Here is a 23,385-nt window from a genome sequence, read left to right as displayed (position 1 = left end):
TTGCGAACGGACCCCGGTGCCAGCGCCCCAGCCTGACAAGACCGATCCCGCGATCATCCGCAACTTCTGCATCATCGCGCACATCGACCATGGCAAGTCGACCCTCGCGGACCGGATGCTGCAGCTGACCGGAGTGGTCGAGGAGCGCCAGATGCGCGCCCAGTACCTCGACCGCATGGACATCGAGCGCGAGCGCGGCATCACGATCAAGAGCCAGGCGGTCCGGCTGCCCTGGACGTCGGGCGGCGTCGACCACGTCCTCAACCTGATCGACACCCCCGGGCACGTCGACTTCTCCTACGAGGTGTCGCGGTCGCTCGCGGCGTGCGAGGGCGCGGTCCTGCTGGTGGACGCGGCGCAGGGCATCGAGGCGCAGACGCTCGCCAACCTCTATCTGGCACTAGAGGCCGACCTGCACCTGATCCCCGTCCTCAACAAGATCGACCTTCCGGCGGCGCAGCCGGAGAAGTACGCCGAGGAGCTGGCCGGGATCATCGGCTGCGACCCCTCGGACGTGCTGCGCGTGTCGGGCAAGACGGGCGAGGGCGTCCGCGAGCTGCTCGACAAGATCGTCGAAGAGGTGCCCGCGCCGGTCGGCGACCCCGACGGGCCCGCCCGGGCGCTGATCTTCGACTCGGTGTACGACACCTACCGGGGCGTCGTCACCTACGTCCGGATCGTGGACGGGCGCCTCTCGCGGCGCGAGAAGAGCCTGATGATGTCGACCGGGGCCGCGCACGAGACCCTGGAGGTCGGCGTGATCTCCCCGGAGCCCAAGCCCGTGCAGGGCCTCGGCGTCGGCGAGGTCGGATACCTGATCACCGGGGTGAAGGACGTCCGGCAGGCGCGGGTCGGCGACACCGTGACCGGCGCGTCCCGGCCGGCCCCCGATTCGCTCGGCGGCTACCGCGACCCGAAGCCGATGGTGTTCTCCGGCCTGTACCCGGTGGACGGCGACCAGTACCCCGAGCTGCGCGACGCGCTCGACAAGCTGCGGCTGAACGACGCCGCGCTCGTCTACGAGCCGGAGACGTCGGCGGCGCTCGGGTTCGGGTTCCGCTGCGGCTTCCTCGGCCTGCTGCACATGGAGATCGTCCGGGAGCGGCTGGAGCGCGAGTTCGACCTGTCGCTGATCTCGACCGCGCCGAACGTGGTGTACCGGGTCGTGATGGAGGACGGCTCGGAGCACACCGTCACCAACCCCAGCGAGTTCCCCGAGGGCAAGATCGGCGCGGTGTACGAGCCGGTGGTGAAGGCGACGCTGCTGTCCCCGTCCGAGCACATCGGCGCGATCATGGAGCTGTGCCAGGGCCGCCGCGGCGTGCTGCTCGGCATGGACTACCTGTCGGAGGACCGCGTCGAGATCCGCTACACGCTGCCGCTCGCCGAGATCATCTTCGACTTCTTCGACCAGCTGAAGTCGAAGACGCGCGGGTACGCCTCGCTCGACTACGAGCCCAGCGGCGAGCAGGAGTCCGACCTGGTGAAGGTCGACATCCTGCTGCAGGGCGAGTCGGTGGACGCCTTCAGCCAGATCGTGCACAAGGACAAGTCCCGCGAGTACGGCCTGATGATGACGGCCAAGCTCAAGGAGCTGATCCCGCGGCAGCAGTACGAGGTGCCGATCCAGGCCGCGGTCGGGGCCCGCATCATCGCCCGTGAGAACATCCGCGCCATCCGCAAGGACGTCCTCGCCAAGTGCTACGGCGGCGACATCTCCCGCAAGCGCAAGCTGCTGGAGAAGCAGAAGGAGGGCAAGAAGCGGATGAAGACCATCGGGCGGGTGGACGTCCCGCAGGAGGCCTTCGTCGCCGCCCTCTCGACGGGCGGCGGCGGCGACGCCGACAAGGGCAAGAAGTAGCCGGCGCCGCTCCGGCGGCCGCTACTTCAGCAGGGGCCAGGCCACCGCGGACGGCACGCGCCGGAACTCGCCGCGGTTGGCGGCCCTGCCCGCGTAGACCAGGAAGAACATCACCACGGCCGTGAACAGCAGCGGCACCCAGATGAAGAAGTCGACGGCGAGCGACAGCAGCCCGAAGACGATCCAGACGGCGATGCTCGCGATGCCCATGTTGAGGCCCTGCGCGGCGTGCCTGCGCACGAACGGCGAGCGGGCCTTGCCGAGGTAGACCACGGCAGGGGCGATCGCGCCGAAGAGGAACTGGCCCACGTACGCCATCAGCGACCACGTCTTCTCGTCGTCGGTGACAGGGCCGAAGCTCCCGGGGATCTGGGCGGTGTTGCTCCCGCCCTGCGGCTGCTGCTGCCAGCCCATGCCGGGCTGCGGCTGCTGCGGCTGCTGCCAGGCGTTTCCGGGCTGCTGCCAGGGGGTCTGTTGTTGCTGCTGCTGCCACTGGGGCTGCTGTCCCTGGCCGGGCGGCGGGGGAGGCCCGTAGGCCATGGCGGACGTCCTCTCCGGGGTCGCTATGCAAGCTATTGGCGAAGTGTATGACTCCTTGGACGCCTGTGGAGTTCGCCCGGGTTCCCGATGAACAGGGACCCGTGGCCGATTCGCGCCACGGGTCCCTGTGCGGTGCCTGGTGTCGGGTCAGGGGTGCCAGATGACGGCGGTGGGAGCCGCCTGCGTGAGCGTGACCGAACCCGTCCACTGGACGGACGAAGCCTGCGGCTGGAACGAGTCGTCCAGGAAGAACCCGCGGTTGACGGACGTGACCGTGGCCGGCGCGCCGTTGTCCCCGAGCCCGGTGGGCCGGCGAAGGGCATCGATGCTCGCGATGTCGGCGACGCCCGTCCCCTCGGGCAGTTCGACGGTGGTGGCCACGGCGCCGTCCCGCTCGATCGACCAGGTCGGCTCGTCGTGGTCGGAGCGGTACAGCCGGGACGGGTCGGACTTCAGCCGCACCCCCAGCGCGACCCCCGGAGCCGACCCGGACCCGGTCGCGGCGCCCGTCGTCTTGGCGAACTCCACGAACAGGTACGTCCGCTGGTCGCCGACCTCGCGCGTCGCGGGATCGGACGGCTTCTCGATCTTCCCCTCGCGGACCATCTCCTGCGCCGCGATCCGGTAGGTCCACGGCTCCCGGTCCATGACGACCTCGCGGGCGCGGCCGTCCGGGCGCGTCCCGGTGGCGTCCGGCAGGAAGCGCAGCGGGGCGCCGGGCGAGACCACGTCGCACATGTTGTTGTTCTGGGTGCAGGTCTGCAGCACCGGGTGGTCGCCTTCGTAGCGGCCCGTGAACTTCAGGGTCATGTGCATGGGCGCCTGGTAGACGGCGGTGCCGTCCACGCGCCGGCCGGACGCGTCGACCTCGACCCGGTAGATCCACTCGATGTCGGTCGTCCGGCCCCAGCGGGCCATCAGGGCGGGCGTGTCGGTGCCGCCGTCCTCGTTGCTCCACACCACCGAGTACTCGATGATCTGGTGGCCGGGGGCGGCGGCGGGACGGGTCTCGTGCCAGGCGACCAGCGGGGTGTCGGTGGTGGCGTTCTGGTACGGGTCGCCGGTCGGCCACCCCGTCCGGCCGACGACGACGGGCGCGTGGCGCAGGGCGAGCGCCTCCGCGTCCGGCATGCTGACCCGGGGGTGGCGGAGCGTGACGCGGCGGGCCGCGGGCGCGCTGCCCTTGGCGAACCGCAGCGTCACCTTGTGGCGGCCCCGCCCGACGTGCCCGAGCCCGAGGCTGCGGGGGATCGGGTCGGACGAGGGGACGACGAGGTCGGTCACGTGGCGCCCGTCGACGGCGATCGACACGACGGCCGACTCGGCGCCCCGGCGGACCCAGGAGACGCCCGGGGCGGAGGCGGAGAAGGAGATCAGCGCCTCCCCGTCCCGGCGGGCGGTGAAGGGCAGCGACCGGGCGGGGCCGCCGCGGTGGACGTTGATCGTGCCGGGCGGTCCGGCGGCGTGGGCGGGGGAGGCGGTGAGGGAGAGGGGAGCGCCGGCGAGGACGGCGCCGGTCACGGCGAGCACGGCATGGCGCGCGCGGCTTCTCATGATCGGGGAACCTAGGCCGCCGCGGTTGCGTTCGGGTGACGAGGCGGTCCCCCGTGGGTGTCGTCTCCGTGTGCGCCGGGAGTCGGCCGAGGGCCCGGGTGCGTCAGGAGCCGGTCCACAGCGGCGACAGCGCCGCCGGCACCCCCAGGGACACGCCGGTGAACCGCTCCGCCCCGTCCGCCCCGTCCGGGGCGTGGAGCGTGAGCCCGGAGGCCGCCAGCCGGACGGACCGGCCGCGCCTGACGATCTCGTGGTCCAGCTCCCGCAGCAGCGCGACGACGTCGCCGGCGGGCTCGTCGAGCAGGTCGACCCCGTCGAGCCGGAACCGCATCTCCGGGTTGCCGCTCCAGCCGGGCGACCGCGTCCCGCAGATCTGCGCGAGCCGCTCCACGCCGTCCTCGCCCCGGCCGGTGGACAGCGCCAGCATGCCGCGCCCGACCCGGACGCTGCGGTGCCCGGTCCAGCCGCACAGGAACGACGGCTTCGGCGGGAGGGTGCCGCAGCGCTCGGCGACCGCGTCGAGGGTCGTCCAGGCGTCCGCGGCGCGGGTGGAGAACAGCAGGCTCGCGTCCGGCAGCAGCGCGCCGCGGCCCGGCTCCAGCGTGACCACGAACGGCGGCACCCGGCCGGGGAACCGCGCCGGGTCGGCCTCCCGCAGGGTGACGATGCCCTCCCACTCGACGGGCTCCGCCACCGCGAACCAGGTGATCACGGCCTCGGCGCCGAACTCGCGGAACGTCGCGTCGGTCAGCCGCTCGGCGACCGCCTCCCGCAGCCCCTCGGCCGTCTCGGCGAGCCTGCGGCGCCACCACGCCGGCTCCGGGTCCGGCCGGCCGCCCGCGGCCCAGCGCGTCCCCGCGCCGGCGAAGTCCGAGCGCCGCTCGGCGCCCGCGTCGTCCACCAGCACCCAGTGCCAGCCGTCCGGCTCGCCCCGCAGCAGCACCCGGGCGGGCACGCGCTCCCGGCCGGTCCCACCCTCGTTTCGCATCCGGACGACAATATCCGTATTCGTTGCGGTGTCTCAGCCGGTCGGCGGCCGAAGTGCCGCCGGTCGGCCGCGACACGGCGGCGGCTGCTTGGCACGGGCGCGGACGGAGGTACGGTCGGACGGGTACGGTGCCTGATCGAAACGAACCGGCCGACCTCGCGGAGGCAGTGTGACCCACCCCGAGCAGGTTCTGCGTTCCGCGAAGGAACGGGAAACGGTGAACGGCGCGGTCCGCGCGCTGCGCTCCGCCGCCCCCGCGGGCTGGCAGCGGCTCGACTTCGAGTTCCGCGCGACGGTCGGCATCGACAGCGCCTCCTTCGAGGTCGAGGGCCCGGACGGAGGACGCCGTACGGCCCTGCCCCCGGGCCAGGCCGTCGGGAAGATGGACGAGCTGCGCCGCGTCATGTACCGGTCCGACAAGGGGGCCTGGTTCACGGCGCGCCTCCAGGTGGAGCGCTCGGGCCACTTCAGCGCCGAGTTCGACTACGACGGCGAGCCCGAGTTCACCCCGCCGCTGGCCCCGTCCGCCTACGTCCAGGACCTCGACCGCTTCCCCCGCGCCGACGAGCACATCCCCGACTGGCTCCGCGACAAGCTGGGGGAGGCCTGAGCGGCCGAAGCAGGGGGCGGAGCGGGGCAGACTTGAGGGGTGCCCTCGACGCTTCCTGACGGCGACCCCGTACCGGCAGACGGTGCGCTGCCCCGCAGTGCCCTGCACGGCCTGGGTGAGCGCCCGTTCGCGTTCTACGTGCACGTGCCGTTCTGCGTGACCCGGTGCGGGTACTGCGACTTCAACACCTACACGGCGACGGAACTGGGGCCCGGGGCGAGCCGCGACTCCTACGCCGACACCGCCATCCGCGAGGTCCGGATGGCCCGGCGCGTCCTCGGGGACGCGGACCTGCCCGTCGAGACCGTCTTCGTGGGCGGCGGTACCCCGACCCTCCTGGCACCGGACGACCTGGGCCGCGTGCTGGCCGCGATCGACGCCGAGTTCGGCCTCGCCCCTGGGGCGGAGGTCACCACCGAGGCCAACCCGGAGTCGGTGGACGAGACGTACATCGGCAAGCTCCGCGAGGCCGGGTTCACGCGCGTTTCGTACGGCATGCAGAGCGCGCGCGAGCACGTCCTCGCCGTCCTGGAACGCGCGCATACGCCCGGACGCGTCCCGCAGGTCGTCGAGTGGACGCGCAAGGCGGGCTTCGAGCACATCAACCTCGACCTCATCTACGGGACGCCAGGGGAGACCGACGACGACTGGAGGGGCTCCCTGGAAGCGGCCTTGGCGGCGGAGCCCGACCACGTGTCCGCCTACGCGCTCATCGTCGAGGAGGGCACCCGCCTGGCGGCGCAGGTGAGACGCGGCGAACTGACCGCGCCCGACGACGACGCCATGGCCGACCGCTACCTGATCGCCGACGAGCTGCTCAGCGCCCACGGCCTGCACTGGTACGAGATCTCCAACTGGGCCGCCGACCCCCGCGCCGCCTGCCGGCACAACATGCTCTACTGGACGGGCGCCGACTGGTGGGGCGTCGGCCCGGGCGCCCACAGCCACGTCGGCGGAACCCGCTGGTGGAACGTCAAGCACCCCGCCGCCTACGCCGCCCGCCTCGCCGAGGGCACCACCCCCGCCCACGCCCGGGAGATCCTCACCGACGAGGACCGGCACATCGAACGCGTCATGCTCGAACTACGCCTGGCCCAGGGCTGCCCCACCCACCTCCTGGACGACGAGGCCGCCCGCACCCTGATAGACGAGGGCCTCCTAGAACCGACCCCCTACGAGCAGGGCCGAGCCATCCTGACCCTCAAAGGCCGCCTACTAGCCGACGCCGCAGTCCGAGCCCTCACGTGATCTCCCAGGGGGCGACCCCCTGGAACCCCCGTCACGAGCCGGGCGATCCTCTCGCCACGGCGCAGGTTGTCGTGCCCGTGCGGGTCATCGTCGTGGCGCTGCGGTCGTCCGGCTCGGCGGCTCGGGCGACCTCCAGGCGCCTAGAGCGCCTTCCGGCCGCCCAACCCGCACCCCGGCCGAGGTCCTACACAGTTACGAAGTCGATCAGTTCTTCTACGCGGCCCAGTAGGGCGGGTTCCAGGTCGGTGTAGGTGTTCACCGAGTTGAGGATGCGTTTCCAGGCGGCGCCCGTGTCGTCGCCCCAGCCGAGTTCGGCTACCACGCCCTCCTTCCAGGGGATGCCTCGGGGGATGCGGGGCCAGGCGCGGATGCCGACGGCCGCGGGCTTGACGGCCTCCCAGATGTCGATGAAGGGGTGTCCGGTGACGAGGACGTACGGCGAGGTGACCTGGGCGGCGATCCGGGACTCCTTGGAGCCCTCCACGAGGTGGTCGACCAGGACGCCGAGGCGCCGGTCCTCGCCGGGGTCGAACTCCTCGACGATGGCGGGCAGGTCGTCGACGCCTTCGAGGTACTCGACGACGACGCCCTCGACGCGCAGGTCGTGGCCCCAGATCTTCTCGACCAGCTCGGCGTCGTGGACGCCCTCCACGTAGATGCGGCTCTCCTTGGCGACCTGCGCCCGCAGGCCCTGGACGGCGACCGAGCCGGAGGCGGACCGGGCCGGGCCCCTGGGCGCGGCGCTCGGCCGGACGAGGGTGACCGGCTTGCCGTCGATGAGGAATCCGGACTTGGTCAGCGGGAAAACCCGGCGCTTGCCGAACCGGTCCTCCAGGGTGACCCCGAACTTGTCGCAGCCGACCACGGCGCCGCAGAAACCGCTGTCGGGGTCCTCGGCGACGAGGCCCGGCTCGGCGGGCACCTCCGGGATCTGCCCCTTGCGCGGCCTGCGCCAGTCGCCCGCCAGCACGTCGTTTCCGTACTTCTTACTCCGCACAGGTCCGCACATTAACCCGCCGGGAGGCGCGTGCCCGGGCGCCCCGCTTTCCTCGGCGTGGCGTCCGTTCCGGGGCCGGATAGGATCACGCAGCCATGCGGAGAGTGCGGGGGCGCTCCAGCCGAGCCTTCCGGGCCGTAGACTTGGCACTCGAAAGCAAGGAGTGCCAGGAGCACGGCCCGGCCGGACGAAGGAGGTGACCACGTGCTGGACGACCGGAAACTAGCGGTCCTGCGCGCCATCGTCGAGGACTACGTCTCCACCAACGAGCCGGTGGGGTCCAAGGCGCTGGCCGACCGGCACAACCTCGGTGTCTCGCCCGCGACCATCCGCAACGACATGGCGGTGCTGGAGGAGCAGGGCTACATCGCCCAGCCCCACACCAGCGCCGGGCGGGTCCCCACCGACAAGGGCTACCGGCTGTTCGTCGACCGGCTGTCCACGATCAAGCCGCTGTCGGTCGCCGAGCGCCGCGCCATCGAGACGTTCCTGACCGGGGCCTACGACCTCGACGACGTCGTGGGCCGCACGGTGCGGCTGCTCGCGCAGCTGACCCGGCAGGTCGCGGTGGTGCAGTACCCGTCGCTGACCCGCTCGGCGGTGCGGCACGTGGAACTGGTCCCGGTGGCGGAGGGGCGGCTGCTGCTCGTCCTGATCACCAACACCGGGCGGGTGGAGCAGCGCGTCATCGAGACGGGGCCGATCTCCGAGGAATCGATAGGGCACCTGCGGGCGTTGCTCAACACGTGCCTGGACGGGCTCGGCTTCGGCGAGGTCCCGGCCGCGGTGGCGGACCTGCCCGACAAGGTGGGCCCGGACGACCGGCCGGTGGCGGCGGCGGTGCTGTCGGTGCTGCTGGAGACGCTCGTCGAGAAGCACGAGGAGAAGATCGTCTTCGCCGGGGCGGCCAACCTCGCCGCCGTGGACTTCTCGCAGAGCCTGCGGGACGTCCTGGTGGCGCTGGAGGAGCAGGTGGTCCTCATGCGGTTGCTCGGCGAGACCGGCGACTCCTCTACAGTTACGGTGCGGATCGGCACCGAGAACCCCGACCAGGGGCTGAAGTCGACCTCGGTCGTCGCCGCCGACTACGGGGTGGGCGACCTCACTCTGGCCCGGCTGGGAGTGCTCGGGCCGACACGCATGGATTACCCCAGCACGATGGGAGCGGTACGGGCAGTGGCACGCTACGTGGGACAGATCCTGGCGGGGTCGTAAGTGGCGAACGACTACTACGCGACCCTGGGCGTCCGGCGGGACGCCAGCGCCGACGAGGTCAAGAAGGCCTACCGCCGGCTCGCGCGGGAGCTCCACCCGGACGTCAACCCGGATCCGGAGACCCAGGAGCGGTTCAAGGAGATCACCCAGGCCTACGAGGTGCTCTCCGACCCCAAGAAGCGCGAGATGTACGACCTCGGCGCGGACCCCTTCGCGTCCGCCGGGGGCGCGGGCGCCGGCGGGTTCGGCGGCGCCGGGTTCCCGTTCAGCGACATCATGGACGCCTTCTTCGGCACCGCGACCTCGCGGGGCCCGCGCTCGCGCGCGCGGCGCGGCCGCAACGCGACGCTGCGGGTCGAGCTCGACCTCGCCGAGACCGCGTTCGGTACGACGCGCGAGCTCTCCATCGACACCGCGGTCGCCTGCACGACCTGCGAGGGGTCGGGCTGCGCGCCGGGCACCCACCCGGAGACGTGCGAGACGTGCCACGGCCGCGGCGAGGTCCAGCAGGTCCAGCGCTCGTTCCTCGGCCAGGTCATGACGGCCCGGCCGTGCCCGGCGTGCGGCGGCTTCGGCTCGGTGATCCGCAACCCGTGCACCGAGTGCTCCGGCGACGGCCGGGTCCGCACCCGCCGCACCGTCAAGGTGAAGATCCCGGCCGGGGTGGAGAACGGCATCCACATCCAGCTCGCCGGCGAGGGCGAGGTCGGCCCGGGCGGCGGCCCGCCCGGCGACCTGTTCCTGGAGATCGTCGAGAAGCCGCACCCCATCTTCGAGCGCGAGGGCGACGACCTGCACTGCACGGTCGAGATCCCGATGACGGCGGCGGCGCTCGGCACCAGCGTCACGATCGAGACGCTGGACGCGGCCGAGAGCGTCGACATCAAGCCCGGCACGCAGTCGGGGCAGGTCATCACGCTCTACAACCGGGGCGTCCGGCACCTCAACGAGAGCGGCCGCGGCGATCTGATGATCCACGTCAACGTGGAGACGCCGAACCGGCTCGACGAGGAGCAGGAGGAGCTGCTGCGGCGGCTCGCGGTGCTGCGCGGCGAGGAGCGCCCGCCCGGCAGGTTCGCCCCCGGGCAGCGCGGCGTGTTCTCCCGCCTCAAGGACGTCTTCAACCAGCACTGAAGCGCGGTGGCGGCGGCCTACCAGGAAGGCCGCCGCGGCGACTAAGAGCATGGCGGCAGGCCCCCGTACGAGCGGATCGGAACCGGGTGCGGGGGACGGCCTCATGGGGAGCAGCGATGTGTTCAGCTGACCGGGCGCCCGCGCGCCGCGGGCGGTTCGGGTGAGCCCGCCGGTCTTCCTCGCCGGGACGGACGCGCTTCAGCGCGACAGCGTCCTGCTGGACGGCCCCGAAGGGCGGCACGCGGCGGCCGTGCGGCGGCTGCGGCCGGGGGAGCGGGTCGACCTGACCGACGGCGAGGGCCTGCTGGCCGAGTGCGTCGTCACCGCCGCCGACCGGGCGACGCTCACGCTCGACGTGCTGGCCCGGCACCGGGAGCCGCCGCCCTCGCCCCGCCTGGTGGTCGTGCAGGCCCTCCCGAAGGGCGACCGGGGCGAGCTCGCCGTCGAGACCATGACCGAGGTCGGCGTGGACGAGATCGTCCCGTGGTCGGCGTCCCGGTGCGTCACCCGCTGGCGCCCGGAGCGGCGCGACAAGGCCCTCGGGCGCTGGCGCGCGACCGCCCGCGAGGCCGGCAAGCAGGCCCGGCGCGGCAGGCTGCCCGCGATGCCGGAGCTGGCCTCCACCGAGGACGTCGCCGAGCGGATCTCCGCCGCGGCCCTCGCCCTGGTCCTGCACGAGGAGGCCGAGGCGCCGCTGAGCGCCGTGGAGCCGCCCGCGGAGGGCGAGATCATCCTCGTGGTCGGCCCCGAGGGCGGGATCAGCGAGGACGAGCTGGAGCGCTTCCGCGCCGCGGGCGGCCGTCCCACGCGGCTCGGCCCGACCGTGCTGCGCACCTCGACGGCGGGCGTCGCGGCGGCGAGCGTCCTGCTGGCCGCCACCGGCCGCTGGTAGCGCAGGTCAGGGCGTCGTCGACGCGCCCTGCTCGGTGACGCTCGCGGGCTCGCTCGTCTCGGCCGGCGGCGTCGGCTGCTCGGTCGGCTTGCTCGACGGCTCGGGCGTGGTCGGGGCGGGCGGCGACGAGGGCGTGGTCGGCGTCGTCTGCGTCGGCGTCTCGCTCGGGCACGGCGTGGTCGCCGGGGTCGGCGTGGAGGACGCGCCGGCCGAGGCGCCCGGCGAGGGTATGCGGCAGGACGAGAGCCCCGGCGAGGAACTGCTCGTCGGCGCCTCCGAGCTGCTCGGCTCGCCGGACTCGCTGCTCCCCGGCGACGCGGGGGCGGGGAACTGGGGGTCGTCGCCCTGTCCGGTGCGGTCGCCGGCGGAGTCGCCGCCCTCGTGCCCGGACCGGCTGCTGTTGCCGACCGACTGCTGGATCAGGTCGATCGTCCGGGGCGCCGTCACGCCCAGCCCGGCGATCAGCACGGCGGCGGCCACGGCGAGGACGGGCCGGGCCCAGTTCACGGTGAACCGGTCGAACCCGAAGCGCGCCGGGCCGAAACGTCCGAGACCGAACCGGCGGCCCTGGCCGTCGGCGATGCGGGCCCGGATGCGCTCCAGGCCGTCGCCCGCGGGGTTGACCGAGTCCGCCTCCGCGTGCAGGGCGCGGCGGAGGATCTCGCCGTGCTCGTCGTGGGGGTCGGTGGTCATGAGAACTGCTCCAGGACGTTGCGTAGCGCGGTCATGCCGCGCGCCGTATGACTCTTCACGGCGCCGCGGGAGATGCCCATCGCGTTGGCGATCTCCGCTTCGGACAGATCGGCGTAGTAGCGAAGGACGAGCGCCTCCCGCTGGCGGGCGGGGAGCCGGGACAGCGCGTCGATCACCGCTGAGCGTTCCAGCTCCCCGATGGCCCCGGCCTCCGCGCTCGGCGCGTCGGGCAGCCCCTTGGGGGCGTACTTCTCGACGACGGCGCGGTGCCGGAGCACCGATCGCGACCGGTTGACCACCGACTGCCGCAGGTACGACAGGGCCTTGTCCGGGTCGCGCAGCCGGCGCCAGCCGCCGTGCATCGCGACGAACGCGTCCTGCACGACCTCCTCGGCCGTTCCCGCGTCCCGGACGAGCATGGCCGCCAGGCGCACCAGCGAACGGTAGTTGGCGCTGTAGAGGGCGGTCACCGCCTGATCGGCGTCCCAGGCGGCGGCCACCGCGCCCGCCGTGCCCCTGGCCACGAGGGTCTCGGTCACGTCAGTGGGACGCGCACCCTCGTCGTTCGGTTTACGAAAGGGCATGTCCTGGTTTGCCTCGGTCACCTATCCGCCGCCTTTGCCGGCCCCCCGCCGTCCATTCGGACGATCGCGTCCGGCCGGCATGTACCGGGCGTTCCCGCCGGGGCGAGATGCGCCGCGACGCCTTGCGAACCGGGGGGTTGCGCCTTGAGCTGACAACCTTAGCCAGTGGCCGGTCGAAATGCCGACGGCTACAGGGAGTCGATTGACGAAACCCTATCCGCCACGGGCGGCCGTGATCCACGGCTCCGCCGGTCCCGATAGGATTTTCGGGCGGTCCGCGACCGCCCGCGAGGGGAGACAGATGACCGACTGCCTGTTCTGCAAGATCGTTTCCGGGGACGTGCCCGCCACGATCGTCCGCGAGTCGGCGGGGACGGTGGCGTTCCGCGACATCAACCCGCAGGCGCCGACGCACGTGCTGGTCATCCCGCGCGACCACCACGCCACGGCCGCCGAGCTGGCCGGAGCCGACGCCGAGCTGCTCGCCGAGCTGGTGCGCGAGGCCCACCAGGTCGCGGCGGACGAGGGCATCGCCGAGACCGGCTACCGGGTCGTGTTCAACACCGGCCCCCAGGCGGGGCAGACGGTGTTCCACGTGCACGCCCACGTGCTGGGCGGGCGCGGCCTGAACTGGCCGCCCGGCTGAGCCCGTCCGCCGCGCGGAGAAATGCGGCGGCGGTGTGTCGGGGGTCGCCAGTACGATGGAACCGGTACACCAGGACACCCGGAGCAGACAGAAGGCAGGTCCGATAGGCCGCAAGGCCCGGCTGATGGTCGAATCAACTCACGCGAGGGCAACCCGCACGGGGCGCGACGACCGGACAGGCTCGCGCTCGCAGATCAAGATCGTGGTGCCGGACGAGCATTCGATGGTGAGCCTGCTGGGCTCCCGCGACGAGCTGCTCCACGCGATCGAGCACGGTTTCGGCGCCGACATCGACATCCACGTCCGCGGCAACGAGATCACCGTGACCGGCCCGGAGGACGAGACCGACCTCGTCTCCCGGCTCTTCACCGAGATGCTCGAACTGCTGAAGGGCGGCACCCAGCTCACCCCCGACGCCGTCGAGCGCAGCCTGGCGATGCTGCGCGGCGAGAGCGGCGCGCGTCCCGCGGAGGTCCTCACCCTGGACGTGCTGTCCAGCCGCGGCCGGACCATCCGCCCGAAGACGCTGAACCAGCGGCGGTACATCGACGCGATCGACAAGCACACGATCGTGTTCGGCATCGGCCCCGCGGGCACCGGCAAGACGTACCTGGCCATGGCCAAGGCCGTCCGCGCGCTGCAGGACAAGCAGGTCAACCGGATCATCCTCACCCGTCCGGCCGTCGAGGCGGGCGAGCGGCTCGGCTTCCTGCCGGGCACGCTCTACGAGAAGATCGACCCGTACCTGCGCCCGCTGTACGACGCGCTGCACGACATGGTCGACCCCGACTCGATCCCGCGCCTGATGGCCGCCGGGACCATCGAGGTGGCACCCCTGGCCTACATGCGCGGCCGCACCCTGAACGACTCGTTCATCATCCTCGACGAGGCGCAGAACACCTCGCCCGAGCAGATGAAGATGTTCCTCACCCGGCTCGGGTTCGGGTCGAAGGTCGTCGTGACCGGCGACGTCACCCAGGTCGACCTGCCGAACGGGCAGATGAGCGGGCTGCGCGTCGTCCAGGAGATCCTCGACGGCGTCGGCGACATCCATTTCTGCCGGCTCGACAGCCGCGACGTCGTGCGGCACAAGCTCGTCACCGACATCGTCGACGCCTACAACCGGTACGACGAGAAGCAGGTGCCGCCGTTCAAGCAGGGCGCGGCGCGCGGCGGTCCCCGCAAGCGGGGGCGGCAGTGAGCGTCGAGGTGCTGAACGAGTCGGGCGTCGAGGTCGACGAGCAGGGCATCGCCGCCCTGTCCCGGCACGTCCTCGACGGGATGCGCGTCCATCCGCTGGCGGAGCTGTCGGTGCTGCTGGTCGACGAGGCCGCGATGACCGAGCTCCACGAGAAGTGGATGGACGAGCCGGGCCCGACCGACGTGCTGTCCTTCCCCATGGACGAGCTCCGCCCCGGGCACATGTCCGGCGGCGCCGACGAGGACGGCGAGACCGACCCGGGGCTGCTCGGCGACGTCGTGCTGTGCCCCGCCGTCGCCGAGAAGCAGGCGCGGGAGGCCGGGCACAGCACCGCGGAGGAGCTCGAGCTGCTGTGCACGCACGGCATCCTGCACCTCCTGGGCTACGACCACGCCGAGCCGGAGGAGCACCGGGAGATGTTCGGCCTGCAGGCCGAGCTCCTCACCTCCTGGCGGGAGGAACGCGGCGGCTGATGAGCACCGCGCAGGCGTGGCTGTCCGCCCTGGCGGTGGGCCTGGTCTTCCTGGCGGGCCTGCTGGCCGGCACCGAGACCGCGCTCGCCCGGGTGTCGCGCGTCACCGTCGAGGAGGCCGTCCGGGAGGGCCGCCGCGGCGCCCGGCGGCTGGCGGAGGTCGTCGCCGACCCGGCCCGCTACGTCAACATGGTCCTGCTGCTGCGGATCGGCTGCGAGCTGGTCGCCACCGTCATCGTCGCCGACCTGTGCATCTCCTGGCTGGACGAGACCTGGCGCGCCTACGTGACCGCCGCCGCCGTCATGATCGTCGTCAGCTACGTGGCGATCGGGGTGGGGCCGCGCACCCTCGGCATCCAGCACGCCGACCGGATCGCACTGGCGGGCGCCGCCGTGATCCACCCGGTGACCCGGGTGTTCGGGCCGCTGCCCCGGCTGCTGATCCTGCTCGGCAACGCCCTCACGCCCGGCAAGGGCTTCCGGGAGGGCCCGTTCGCCTCCGAGGCGGAGCTGCGCGACCTGGTCGACCTCGCCGAGCAGCGCAGCCTGATCGAGCCGGTCGAGCGGGAGATGATCCACTCGGTGTTCGAGCTGGGCGACACCCTCGTCCGCGAGGTGATGGTGCCGCGCACCGACATCGTGTTCATCGAGCGCACGAAGACGCTGCGGCAGGCGATGTCGCTGGCGCTGCGCAGCGGCTTCTCCCGCATCCCCGTCGTCGGCGAGAACGAGGACGACGTCGTCGGCATCGCCTACCTCAAGGACGTCGTCCGGCGCAGCCAGGAGCACCGCGAGGGCGAGTCGGTCGAGACGGTCGACTCGGTCATGCGCCCCGCCACCTACGTCCCCGACAGCAAGCCGATCGACGAGCTGCTGCGCGAGATGCAGGCGCGGCAGATCCACGTGGCGATCGTGATCGACGAGTACGGCGGCACCGCCGGCCTGGTCACCATCGAGGACATCCTGGAAGAGATCGTCGGGGAGATCACCGACGAGTACGACGTGGAGATCCCGCCGGTGACGTGGCTCTCCGACGACGCGGTCCGGGTCACCGCCCGCCTGCCCGTGGAGGACCTCGCCGAGCTGTTCGACCTGGAGATCGACGCCGAGGACGTCGAGACGGTCGGCGGGCTGCTCGCCCACGCGCTCGGCCGCGTCCCCATCGAGGGCTCCACCGCCGAGGTCGCCACCAGCGACGCCGGGACCGGCGAGCCGGGCCCCGCGCTGTCCCTCAAGGCCGAGACCATCGCCGGCCGCCGCAACCGGGTCGGCACCGTCCTGGTGCGGCGCCTCGGCGCACCGGCCGCGGACGCCGAGAGCCGCGCGGCCTCCGACCATTCCGGCTGACGCCTCGGCCGCCCCTCCGTCCCGGCCGCCCGTCTCGACCTCGAACCGTCTCCAGCTCTGACCCTCGGACGGCGTCAGCCTCGGATGGCGTCGGCCTGGGATGGCGTCGGCCTCGGACGGCCTGAGCCTCGGACGGGCTCGACCTCGGACGGCCTCAGTGTGGGGCGGGCTCAGGCGCCGATGGTGTCGCGGAGGGTCCCGTCGGGGGCGGCGAGCAGGACCGGGGCCTTGGGGCCGAGGTCGCGGACGGCGCTGACGTCGGCGGGGTCGGGCGCGTCCACCGCGGTGACGACGGCGGCGGCCTCCAGGTCCTCGGCGCCGCTGGAGACGGCCATCGCGACGGCGACCTTGAGCGCCGAGAGCTTCAGGGACGGCAGGTCCACGCTCGTGGCGGAGTAGGTGCGGCCGGTCTCGTCGCGCACGGCGGCGCCCTCGGCGGCGCCCGTGCGGGCCCGCGCGGACCGGGCCAGGGTGATGATCTTCGCGTCCTCGGCGTTCAGCTCGCTCACGCCCCCAGCGTACGGGCATCGCGAAGGGGCGGCGTGACCGGCGGGGCCATCCGCGCGGAACCGGGCGGCCCGCAGGTCCGCAGGCCGGTCAGGCGGGCCGCAAGTCGGCGGCAAGTGGACGGCAAGGGGCGCGCGCGAGCCTGTAGGGCGTCGAACAATGCCGTTCTGGGGGAGAAGTGATGTCCCGTCTGCTCTACCGCCTGGGGAGGGCCGCCGCCATGCGGCCCTGGCGGTTCATCGGGGTGTGGCTGGTGCTCGTCGCCGCGATGGCCGGGCTCTCCGGCGTCGCCGGGGGCACCCTGCACGACAACTACACGATGGCCGGGACGGGGTCTCAGCAGGCCACCGACCTGTTGAAGGAGCGGTTCCCCGCGCTGTCGGGGGCCGACGCCCGGGTCGTGGTGCACGCGAGGTCGGGGAAGGTCGACCCGGCGAAGCTGGCCGCGGCGGCGGGGGAGCTGCGCGGGCTGCCGCACGTCAGCGGCGTCGACCCGGCGCAGTTCGGCAAGGGCGGCGCCACCGCGCTGATGACCGTCCGGTACTCGGTGCCGGTCACCGACCTCGGTCCCAAGGAGACCCTCGACCTGCTGCGGTCGGCGACGCGGAACCTGGACGCCGCCGGCTACCAGGTGGAGTTCGGCGGCCAGGTCCCCGAGAACGTGACCGCGCCCGGCGGCGTCGCCGAGGCCATCGGGATCGTGGCCGCCCTGGTCATCCTGCTGCTGGCGTTCGGGTCGGTGGTGGCGGCCGGGCTGCCGCTCGCCGTCGCCCTGGCCGGGCTCGGCGTCGGCGTGTCCGGGATCACGCTGGTGGCCGCGTTCACCGACGTCGCGACCACCGCGCCGACGCTCGCCACCATGGTCGGGCTCGGCGTCGGCATCGACTACGCGCTGTTCGTGCTGACCCGCCACCGGGAGGGGCTCGCGGAGGGGCTCGACGTCCCGGAGTCGGTCGGACGCGCCAGCGCGACCGCGGGCCTGTCGGTGATCTTCGCGGGGTTCACGGTGCTGCTGGCGCTGTGCGGGCTGGTGCTGTCGCGGATCCCGGTGTTCATGACGATGGGGTTCACCACCGGCATCGTCGTCGCGGCGACCGTGCTGAGCGCCGTCACGCTGCTGCCGGCCGTGCTGGGCCTCGCCGGCCGCCGGGTGCTGCGCCGCCGCGACCGGGCCGCGGGCGCGGCGATCGCCGTGGACTCGCCGCGGGTCCGGCGGTGGGCCGTGCACGTCGGACGGCACCCCTGGCCGTGGCTGCTCGCCGCCGCCGTGCTGATGCTGACGCTCGCCGCCCCCGCGCTCGGCATGCGGACGTGGCCGAGCGACGCCAGCAGCGAGCCGACGTCCAACACCGTCCGCAACGCCTACGACCTGGTCGCCGACGGGTTCGGTCCCGGCGCCAACGGGCCGCTCGTCGTCGCGGTCGACCTGCGCAAGACCGACCGGGCCGCGCTGCCGGCGCTGCGGGACCGGCTCGAGGCCACCGAGGGCGTCGCGTCCGTCGCGCCTCCGCAGGCCTCCCCGCGCGGCGACGCCGCGGTGATCATGGTCACCCCGAAGTACGGGCCGCAGGACGAGCGGGTGACCGGGCTCGTCGACCGGATCCGCGCGGACGTGCTGCCGCCGGACACCGAGATCACCGGGCTGACCGCCGTCTACGTGGACCTGTCCCGGATGCTGTCGGACCGGCTGTGGCCGGTGATCGGCGTGGTGGTGGCGACCTCGTTCATCATGCTGATGATCGTGTTCCGGTCGCTGCTGGCGCCGCTGAAGGCCGCGGTGATGAACCTGCTGTCGATCGGCGCCGCGTACGGGGTGCTCACGGCCGTGTTCCAGTGGGGCTGGGGCGCCGAGCTGCTCGGCCTCCCGCACAGCGTCCCGGTGTCGTCGTTCATCCTGCTGCTGATGTTCGCCGTGCTGTTCGGCGTCTCCATGGACTACGAGGTCTTCCTGCTCTCGCGGGTCCGGGAGGAGTGGCTGCTGCACGGCGACGCGCGCGGGTCGGTGTCCACCGGGCTGGCCGCGACCGGACGGGTGATCAGCAGCGCGGCGCTGATCATGGTGGCGGTGTTCCTCGGCTTCGCCGCCGACCCCGGCCTGGTGATCAAGCAGATGGGGGTCGGGCTCGCGGTGGCGGTGGCGCTGGACGCGACGGTCGTCCGGCTGGTGCTGGTGCCCGCCACGATGTCGCTGCTCGGACGGGCGAACTGGTGGCTGCCGAAGCCGCTCGCCCGGGTGCTGCCGACGATCGACCTGCACGGCGGCGCGGCGCCCGCCGAGGCCCCCGTGCGGCGGCCCGAACCCAGCCGCGCGTAACCGGGGGAGTGATCAGAGGAGGGCGGCATGTCCCGGTTAGGCTGATCGGGACATGTCGCCTGTCGTACGCGTTCTCGGGGCCTTCGGAGCCGAGGTGGCGGGGGCCGCCGCCGACCTCGGCGGTCACCGGCAGCGCTCCGTGCTCGCCCGCCTCGTCGCCGCGCGGGGCCGGATGGTGCCCGCCGACAGGCTCGTCGACGACCTGTGGGCGGGCACGGCCCCGCCGCGCGCCGCCGCCGGCCTCCAGTCGTTCGTGTCCCATCTGCGCCGCGCGCTCGAACCGGACCGCCCGCCCCGCACGCCCGCGCGGGTCCTGGTCACCGAGCCGCCGGGGTACGCGCTGCGGCTGCCGGACGGCGCCGTCGACGCGTGGCGGTTCGACGCGCTGATCGACCAGGCCGCCGAGCTGTCGGACGCCGACCCGCCGGAGGCCCGCCGCCGCGCGGAGGCGGCGCTCGCCGAGTGGCGCGGGCCCGCCTACGCCGAGTTCGGTGACCTGTCGTGGGCGGCGGCCGAGGCCGCCCGCCTGGACGAGCGGCGCCGGCTCGCGGTCGAGCACCGCGCCGGGGCGATGCTCAGGCTCGGAGCCGCCGCCGAGGCCGTCCCCGACCTGGAGACCCACGCCGCCGCCAACCCGCTGCGCGAGGAGGCGTGGCGGCTGCTGGCCCTCGCCCTCTACCGCGCCGGACGCCAGGGCGACGCCCTCGGCGCGCTGCGGCGAGCCCGCGCGACCCTGACCGAGGAACTCGGCGTCGACCCCGGCCCGGCGCTGCGCCGCCTGGAGGCCGGCGTCCTTGCGCAGGACCCCGCCCTCGGGGAACCGGAGCGGCCGGCGATGGCCCGTCCCGCGCTGCGGCTCGCGTCCGAGCCCCGCGCCGAGGACGGCCCCGCCTTCGTGGGACGCGTCCAGGAACTGGCGCGGCTGGAGGAGGCCGCCCGGAGCACCGCCGCGGGCCGGGGCGGCGCCGTCCTGCTCTGCGGCGACGCCGGCATGGGCAAGACCGCGCTCGCCGAGAGGTTCTCGCGCGACCTGGCCGCACGGGGCTGGACGTGCGGGTGGGGGACGGCGCCGGAGACCGGGGGAGCGCCCGCGGCCTGGCCCTGGGCCGAGCTGCTGCGCGGGCTGGCGGCCGCTGCCCCGCCCGCCGCCGGCCTCGCCGGAAGGCTCGGACCCCTGCTGGACGACGCCGTCATCGAGCGCGGCGAGGCCGACGTCGTCACGGGACGCTTCCGCCTCCACCTGGCGGTCGGGGACTACCTCGCCGAGCTCGCGGACACCGCGCCGCTCCTGCTCGTCCTGGACGATCTGCACTGGGCGGACGAGGAGACCCTCGCCCTGCTCATCCGGCTCGCTGGGCGGCTGCGGGACCGTCCCGTCCTGCTGCTGGCCACGTTCCGGCAGACCGAGGTCCCGGACGGTCTCGCCGCCGCGCTGGCCGCCCTCGCCCGGCACGAGCCCGCGCGGATCGAGCTGGCCGGGCTGTCGCCGGCGGAGGTCGCGGTCCTCGTCCGGGACACCTGCGCCGCCGGGCTGGACGACGCGGAGCTGTCCGCGATCGCCGAGCGCACGGGCGGCAACCCGTTCTTCACCCGGGAGACGGCCCGGCTCCTGGACGCCGAGGGGCTGCCCGCCGCCACGCGCCGGGTCCCCGCCGGCGTCGGCGACGTGCTGCGGCGCCGCATCGCGCGGCTGCCGGGACCGGTCCAGACCGTGCTGCGGGACGCCGCGGTCGCCGGCCGGGACGCCGACCTGCGCGTCCTGGCCGACCTGTCCGGGGACGAGGAGACGGTGATCGACGCCGTGGAGGCGGGCCTGGCCGCGGGCCTCGTCACCGAGCCCGCGCCCGGCCGGATCCGGTTCGCGCACGCCCTCGTCCGCGACACCCTCTACACGGGCCTGTCCCGGGCCCGCCGCACCCGCGTGCACGGCCGGGTCGCCGCCGCGCTCGAACGGCACCTCCCGGACGAGGCCGCCGCGATCGCGCACCACTACCTCGAATCCGGCACGGACCCGGACAAGGCCGTCCGGTACGCGCGGCGCGCCGCCGCGGCCGCCGAGATGCGGTTCGCGCACGGCGCCGCCGCCGACCTGTGGGTCCGCGTCGTCGAGACGCTCCGCGCGCAGGGCCCCGAGGCGACCCGCGACCGGCTGGAGGCGGAGGTCGCCGCGATCCGGTCGAGCGCCCTCGCCGGGCAGGTCGTCGACGCGAGGGTCCGGCGGATCGCGGCCATCGCCGACGCCCGCGCGTTCGGCGACGTCCGGCTCCTCGCCCGGATCATCGTCGGCTTCGACGTCCCGACGCTGTGGACGAGCCGGGAGTACGGAAGCCTCGACCTCGACACCGTGGAGGCCACCGAGGAGGCGCTGGCACGCCTGCCCGAAGACGAGCCGGAGCTGCGGGTGAGGCTGCTGACCACGCTGGCGATCGAGCTGGAGGGCGAGCAGCACGACCGGGGCGCCGCGGCCGCCCGGGCGGCGCTCCGCCTGGCCCGCGAGCTGGGCGCGCCCGAGCTGGTCGCCCTGGCCCTCAACGGCGCGTACATCAACTCCTACCGGAGCGCGGAGGGGCTCACCGAGCGGCACCGGTTCGCGTCCGAGCTGCTGGCCCTCGCCACCGAGCACGACCTCGGCACCTACCGCGTCCTCGCCCACCTGCAGCTCCAGCAGACGAGCGTCGCCGCGCTCGACCTGCCCGCCGCGCACCGGCACCGTACGGAGGGGCGCCGGCTCGCCGAGCAGTACGGGCTGCCGCTGCTCGCCCGCATCGCCGACTGGTACACGGCGCTGGTGCGCGCCTTCGCCGCCCGGCCGGAGGAGGCGGAACGCGCGTTCGCCGAGGTCGGCGGCTCCATCGGCCGGACCCGGATCTGGTTCAGCGAGCGCGGCATGGCCCTTCTCGGCCCGTTCTGCCTGCGGCTGGTCCTGGGGCGGGCCGAGGAGGCGATGGACGAGGCCGCCTGGCTGCACGAGCAGTGGGGGCACGTCGGGGCGACCGCGGACATGTACGCGCTCACCCTGGCCGCCGCCGGCCGCCTCGCCGAGGCCCGCCGGGTCGTCGCCGGCGCCGGGCCCGTCCGGCGCGACTACTTCTTCGACCTGACCATGGCGGTCCGCGGCCTGCGCGCCGTCGCCCTCGGCGACCGCCCCCTGGCCGAGGAGGCCTACGCGGCGCTGCTGCCCTACGAGGGCCACTTCACCGGCGGCGCCACCGCCGTCGCCACGGTCGGCCCCGCCGCCCAGGTCCTCGGCGACCTCGCCCGCTTCCTGGAACGCCCCGCCGACGTCGCCGCCGCCCACTACCGCCGGGCCGCCGACGTCGCCGCCCGCCTGGAGGCCCCCTTCTGGACCGAGAAGGCCGCCGCGGCCCTCGACGCCCTCGGCACCGCAGCGTGACCGCCCTCTCCTGCAACCCGACTAAACTGGCATCCCCAGCCGCGGACGGAGGGCCGCTGGGCCCGAACAAGGAGAGAAAGCCATAAGCGCACCCGTCCCCATGGACGCACTGGCCCTGGCCACCGCCGCAACCCCGCAACGACCTCTATGGTTGCGATCGCGTCCGAAGGCAGATTCGAGCTTGCGAGAATCTGATCGCGCAGCGAGCCGCCAGGCGAGTCGGAGCGATGCCGGCGATCGCCCGCGTTTCTCGACGATGGAGGGCCGCCAGGCCCGAAGGAGGAGAGGAACGCAATGAATACAGGCTTTGCCTGTTTTATCGGGCGGCCCAATGTGGGCAAGTCGACGTTGATGAACGCGCTGGTCGGGACGAAGGTGGCGATCACCAGCAGCCGTCCGCAGACGACGCGGCGCGCCATCCGGGGGATCGTGCACCGTCCGGACGCTCAGCTCGTGGTCGTCGACACCCCCGGCCTGCACAAGCCCCGGACGCTGCTCGGGGAGCGGCTCGACAGCCTCGTCCGGTCCACGCTGACCGAGGTCGACGTGATCGGGTTCTGCGTGCCCGCCGACCAGCCGGTCGGCCCCGGCGACAAGTACATCGCCAGGGAGCTCGCGGGAGTCAAGAAGACGCCCGTGGTCGCGATCGTCACCAAGACCGACCTCGCCGCGCCCGAGCAGGTCGCCGAGCAGCTCCTCGCGGTCGGGGGGCTCGGCGAGTTCGCCGACATCGTGCCGTGCTCGGCCGAGAGCGGCTTCCAGGTCGGCCTCGTGGGCGACCTGCTGATCTCCCACCTGCCGGAGGGCATGCCGCTCTACCCGGAGGGCGACCTGACCGACGAGCCCGAGCAGGTCCTGGTCGGCGAGCTGATCCGCGAGGCGGCGCTGGAGGGCGTCCGGGACGAGCTGCCCCACTCGATCGCCGTCGTGGTGGACGAGATGGCGCCCCGCGAGGGCCGCGACGACCTCGTCGACGTCTACGCGCACCTGTTCGTCGAGCGGTCCAGCCAGAAGGGGATCATCATCGGGCACAAGGGCTCGCGGCTGCGGGAGGTCGGCGCGGCGGCGCGCCGCCAGATCGAGGCCCTGCTCGGCACGAAGGTGTTCCTCGACCTGCGCGTCAGCGTCCTCAAGGACTGGCAGCGCGACCCCAAGCAGCTCCGCAGGCTCGGCTTCTACGACTGACGG

At 73.5% G+C, this 23,385-nt stretch carries 20 protein-coding genes; 13 read left to right on the top strand and 7 right to left on the bottom strand.

The window, feature by feature from the left end; translation table 11 throughout:
* Positions 1-16 precede the first annotated feature (16 nt).
* Positions 17-1,861, top strand: coding sequence for a translation elongation factor 4 (gene lepA, locus AB0C21_RS00945; protein WP_149257618.1), 1,845 nt, complete (start codon positions 17-19; stop codon positions 1,859-1,861).
* Positions 1,862-1,882: 21 nt separating this feature from the next.
* Here the strand turns inward: lepA and AB0C21_RS00940 are convergent, their stop codons facing one another.
* From AB0C21_RS00940 to AB0C21_RS00930, 3 genes are all read right to left on the bottom strand, one after another.
* Positions 1,883-2,401, bottom strand: coding sequence for a DUF4870 domain-containing protein (locus AB0C21_RS00940; RefSeq protein ID WP_500202047.1), 519 nt, complete (start codon positions 2,399-2,401; stop codon positions 1,883-1,885).
* 147 nt (positions 2,402-2,548) lie between these two features.
* Positions 2,549-3,955, bottom strand: coding sequence for a hypothetical protein (locus tag AB0C21_RS00935; protein ID WP_500202046.1), 1,407 nt, complete (start codon positions 3,953-3,955; stop codon positions 2,549-2,551).
* 103 nt (positions 3,956-4,058) lie between these two features.
* Positions 4,059-4,943 (bottom strand): hypothetical protein, encoded by an 885-nt coding sequence (locus AB0C21_RS00930; protein WP_500202045.1) that lies wholly within the window; start codon positions 4,941-4,943, stop codon positions 4,059-4,061.
* Between the two features lie 217 nt (positions 4,944-5,160).
* On the opposite strand from AB0C21_RS00930, the gene AB0C21_RS00925 reads away from it, so the two are divergent.
* Positions 5,161-5,553, top strand: coding sequence for a hypothetical protein (locus tag AB0C21_RS00925; protein WP_500202044.1), 393 nt, complete (start codon positions 5,161-5,163; stop codon positions 5,551-5,553).
* Between the two features lie 39 nt (positions 5,554-5,592).
* Positions 5,593-6,801, top strand: coding sequence for a radical SAM family heme chaperone HemW (gene hemW / locus AB0C21_RS00920; RefSeq protein ID WP_500202043.1), 1,209 nt, complete (start codon positions 5,593-5,595; stop codon positions 6,799-6,801).
* 184 nt (positions 6,802-6,985) lie between these two features.
* Here hemW and AB0C21_RS00915 read toward each other — a convergent pair whose 3' ends face one another.
* The gene (locus AB0C21_RS00915) at positions 6,986-7,798 is read right to left on the bottom strand and encodes a DUF3097 domain-containing protein (RefSeq protein ID WP_500202042.1); all 813 of its coding nucleotides are present in this window, start codon (positions 7,796-7,798) and stop codon (positions 6,986-6,988) included.
* A 204-nt stretch (positions 7,799-8,002) separates the two neighbouring features.
* On the opposite strand from AB0C21_RS00915, the gene hrcA reads away from it, so the two are divergent.
* The 3 genes from hrcA (at position 8,003) to AB0C21_RS00900 (ending at position 11,039) form a co-directional block, all read left to right on the top strand.
* Positions 8,003-9,013, top strand: coding sequence for a heat-inducible transcriptional repressor HrcA (gene hrcA, locus AB0C21_RS00910; RefSeq protein WP_500202041.1), 1,011 nt, complete (start codon positions 8,003-8,005; stop codon positions 9,011-9,013).
* Entirely contained in the window at positions 9,014-10,147 is a 1,134-nt protein-coding gene (gene dnaJ, locus AB0C21_RS00905) for a molecular chaperone DnaJ (RefSeq protein ID WP_149257609.1), read from the top strand.
* 160 nt (positions 10,148-10,307) lie between these two features.
* Positions 10,308-11,039: a 16S rRNA (uracil(1498)-N(3))-methyltransferase gene (locus AB0C21_RS00900; RefSeq protein ID WP_149257608.1), complete on the top strand. Its 732-nt coding sequence runs from the start codon at positions 10,308-10,310 to the stop codon at positions 11,037-11,039.
* A gap of 6 nt (positions 11,040-11,045) precedes the next feature.
* Here AB0C21_RS00900 and AB0C21_RS00895 read toward each other — a convergent pair whose 3' ends face one another.
* Both AB0C21_RS00895 and AB0C21_RS00890 read right to left on the bottom strand, forming a co-directional pair.
* Positions 11,046-11,732 (bottom strand): hypothetical protein, encoded by a 687-nt coding sequence (locus tag AB0C21_RS00895; RefSeq protein WP_500202040.1) that lies wholly within the window; start codon positions 11,730-11,732, stop codon positions 11,046-11,048.
* Positions 11,729-12,316, bottom strand: a complete 588-nt coding sequence (locus AB0C21_RS00890; protein WP_396080258.1) for a SigE family RNA polymerase sigma factor — start codon at positions 12,314-12,316, stop codon at positions 11,729-11,731. The genes AB0C21_RS00895 and AB0C21_RS00890 overlap by 4 nt, the downstream gene beginning before the upstream one ends.
* Before the next feature lie 301 nt (positions 12,317-12,617).
* Here AB0C21_RS00890 and AB0C21_RS00885 point away from each other — a divergent pair, with 301 nt between their 5' ends.
* The 4 genes from AB0C21_RS00885 to AB0C21_RS00870 all read left to right on the top strand — a co-directional run bounded on the left by AB0C21_RS00885 (position 12,618) and on the right by AB0C21_RS00870 (position 15,982).
* Complete coding sequence (locus tag AB0C21_RS00885) at positions 12,618-12,962, top strand: histidine triad nucleotide-binding protein (protein WP_500202039.1); 345 nt, start codon at positions 12,618-12,620, stop codon at positions 12,960-12,962.
* A 124-nt stretch (positions 12,963-13,086) separates the two neighbouring features.
* Positions 13,087-14,163: a PhoH family protein gene (locus AB0C21_RS00880; protein ID WP_500202038.1), complete on the top strand. Its 1,077-nt coding sequence runs from the start codon at positions 13,087-13,089 to the stop codon at positions 14,161-14,163.
* Complete coding sequence (ybeY, locus tag AB0C21_RS00875) at positions 14,160-14,636, top strand: rRNA maturation RNase YbeY (protein WP_149257603.1); 477 nt, start codon at positions 14,160-14,162, stop codon at positions 14,634-14,636. The genes AB0C21_RS00880 and ybeY overlap by 4 nt, the downstream gene beginning before the upstream one ends.
* Positions 14,636-15,982 (top strand): hemolysin family protein, encoded by a 1,347-nt coding sequence (locus AB0C21_RS00870; protein ID WP_500202037.1) that lies wholly within the window; start codon positions 14,636-14,638, stop codon positions 15,980-15,982. Before ybeY ends, AB0C21_RS00870 begins: the two co-directional genes overlap by 1 nt.
* A gap of 170 nt (positions 15,983-16,152) precedes the next feature.
* On the opposite strand, the gene AB0C21_RS00865 is transcribed toward AB0C21_RS00870, so the two are convergent.
* Positions 16,153-16,491, bottom strand: coding sequence for a cytidine deaminase-like protein (locus AB0C21_RS00865; RefSeq protein WP_500202036.1), 339 nt, complete (start codon positions 16,489-16,491; stop codon positions 16,153-16,155).
* A 179-nt stretch (positions 16,492-16,670) separates the two neighbouring features.
* On the opposite strand from AB0C21_RS00865, the gene AB0C21_RS00860 reads away from it, so the two are divergent.
* From AB0C21_RS00860 to era, 3 genes are all read left to right on the top strand, one after another.
* On the top strand, positions 16,671-18,803 hold the full coding sequence (locus AB0C21_RS00860; RefSeq protein ID WP_500202035.1) for an MMPL family transporter: 2,133 nt from the start codon (positions 16,671-16,673) through the stop codon (positions 18,801-18,803).
* A gap of 52 nt (positions 18,804-18,855) precedes the next feature.
* Positions 18,856-22,197, top strand: a complete 3,342-nt coding sequence (locus tag AB0C21_RS00855) for an ATP-binding protein (RefSeq protein ID WP_500202034.1) — start codon at positions 18,856-18,858, stop codon at positions 22,195-22,197.
* A 294-nt stretch (positions 22,198-22,491) separates the two neighbouring features.
* Entirely contained in the window at positions 22,492-23,382 is an 891-nt protein-coding gene (gene era, locus AB0C21_RS00850; RefSeq protein WP_500202033.1) for a GTPase Era, read from the top strand.
* The last annotated feature ends 3 nt before the right edge of the window (positions 23,383-23,385 follow it).

Origin of the sequence: Spirillospora sp. NPDC049024, from assembly GCF_040649235.1 — a bacterium.
Lineage (GTDB): Bacteria > Actinomycetota > Actinomycetes > Streptosporangiales > Streptosporangiaceae > Spirillospora.
Note: the sequence above shows the minus strand (reverse complement) of the source record. Positions and strands in the feature narration are given on the sequence as shown.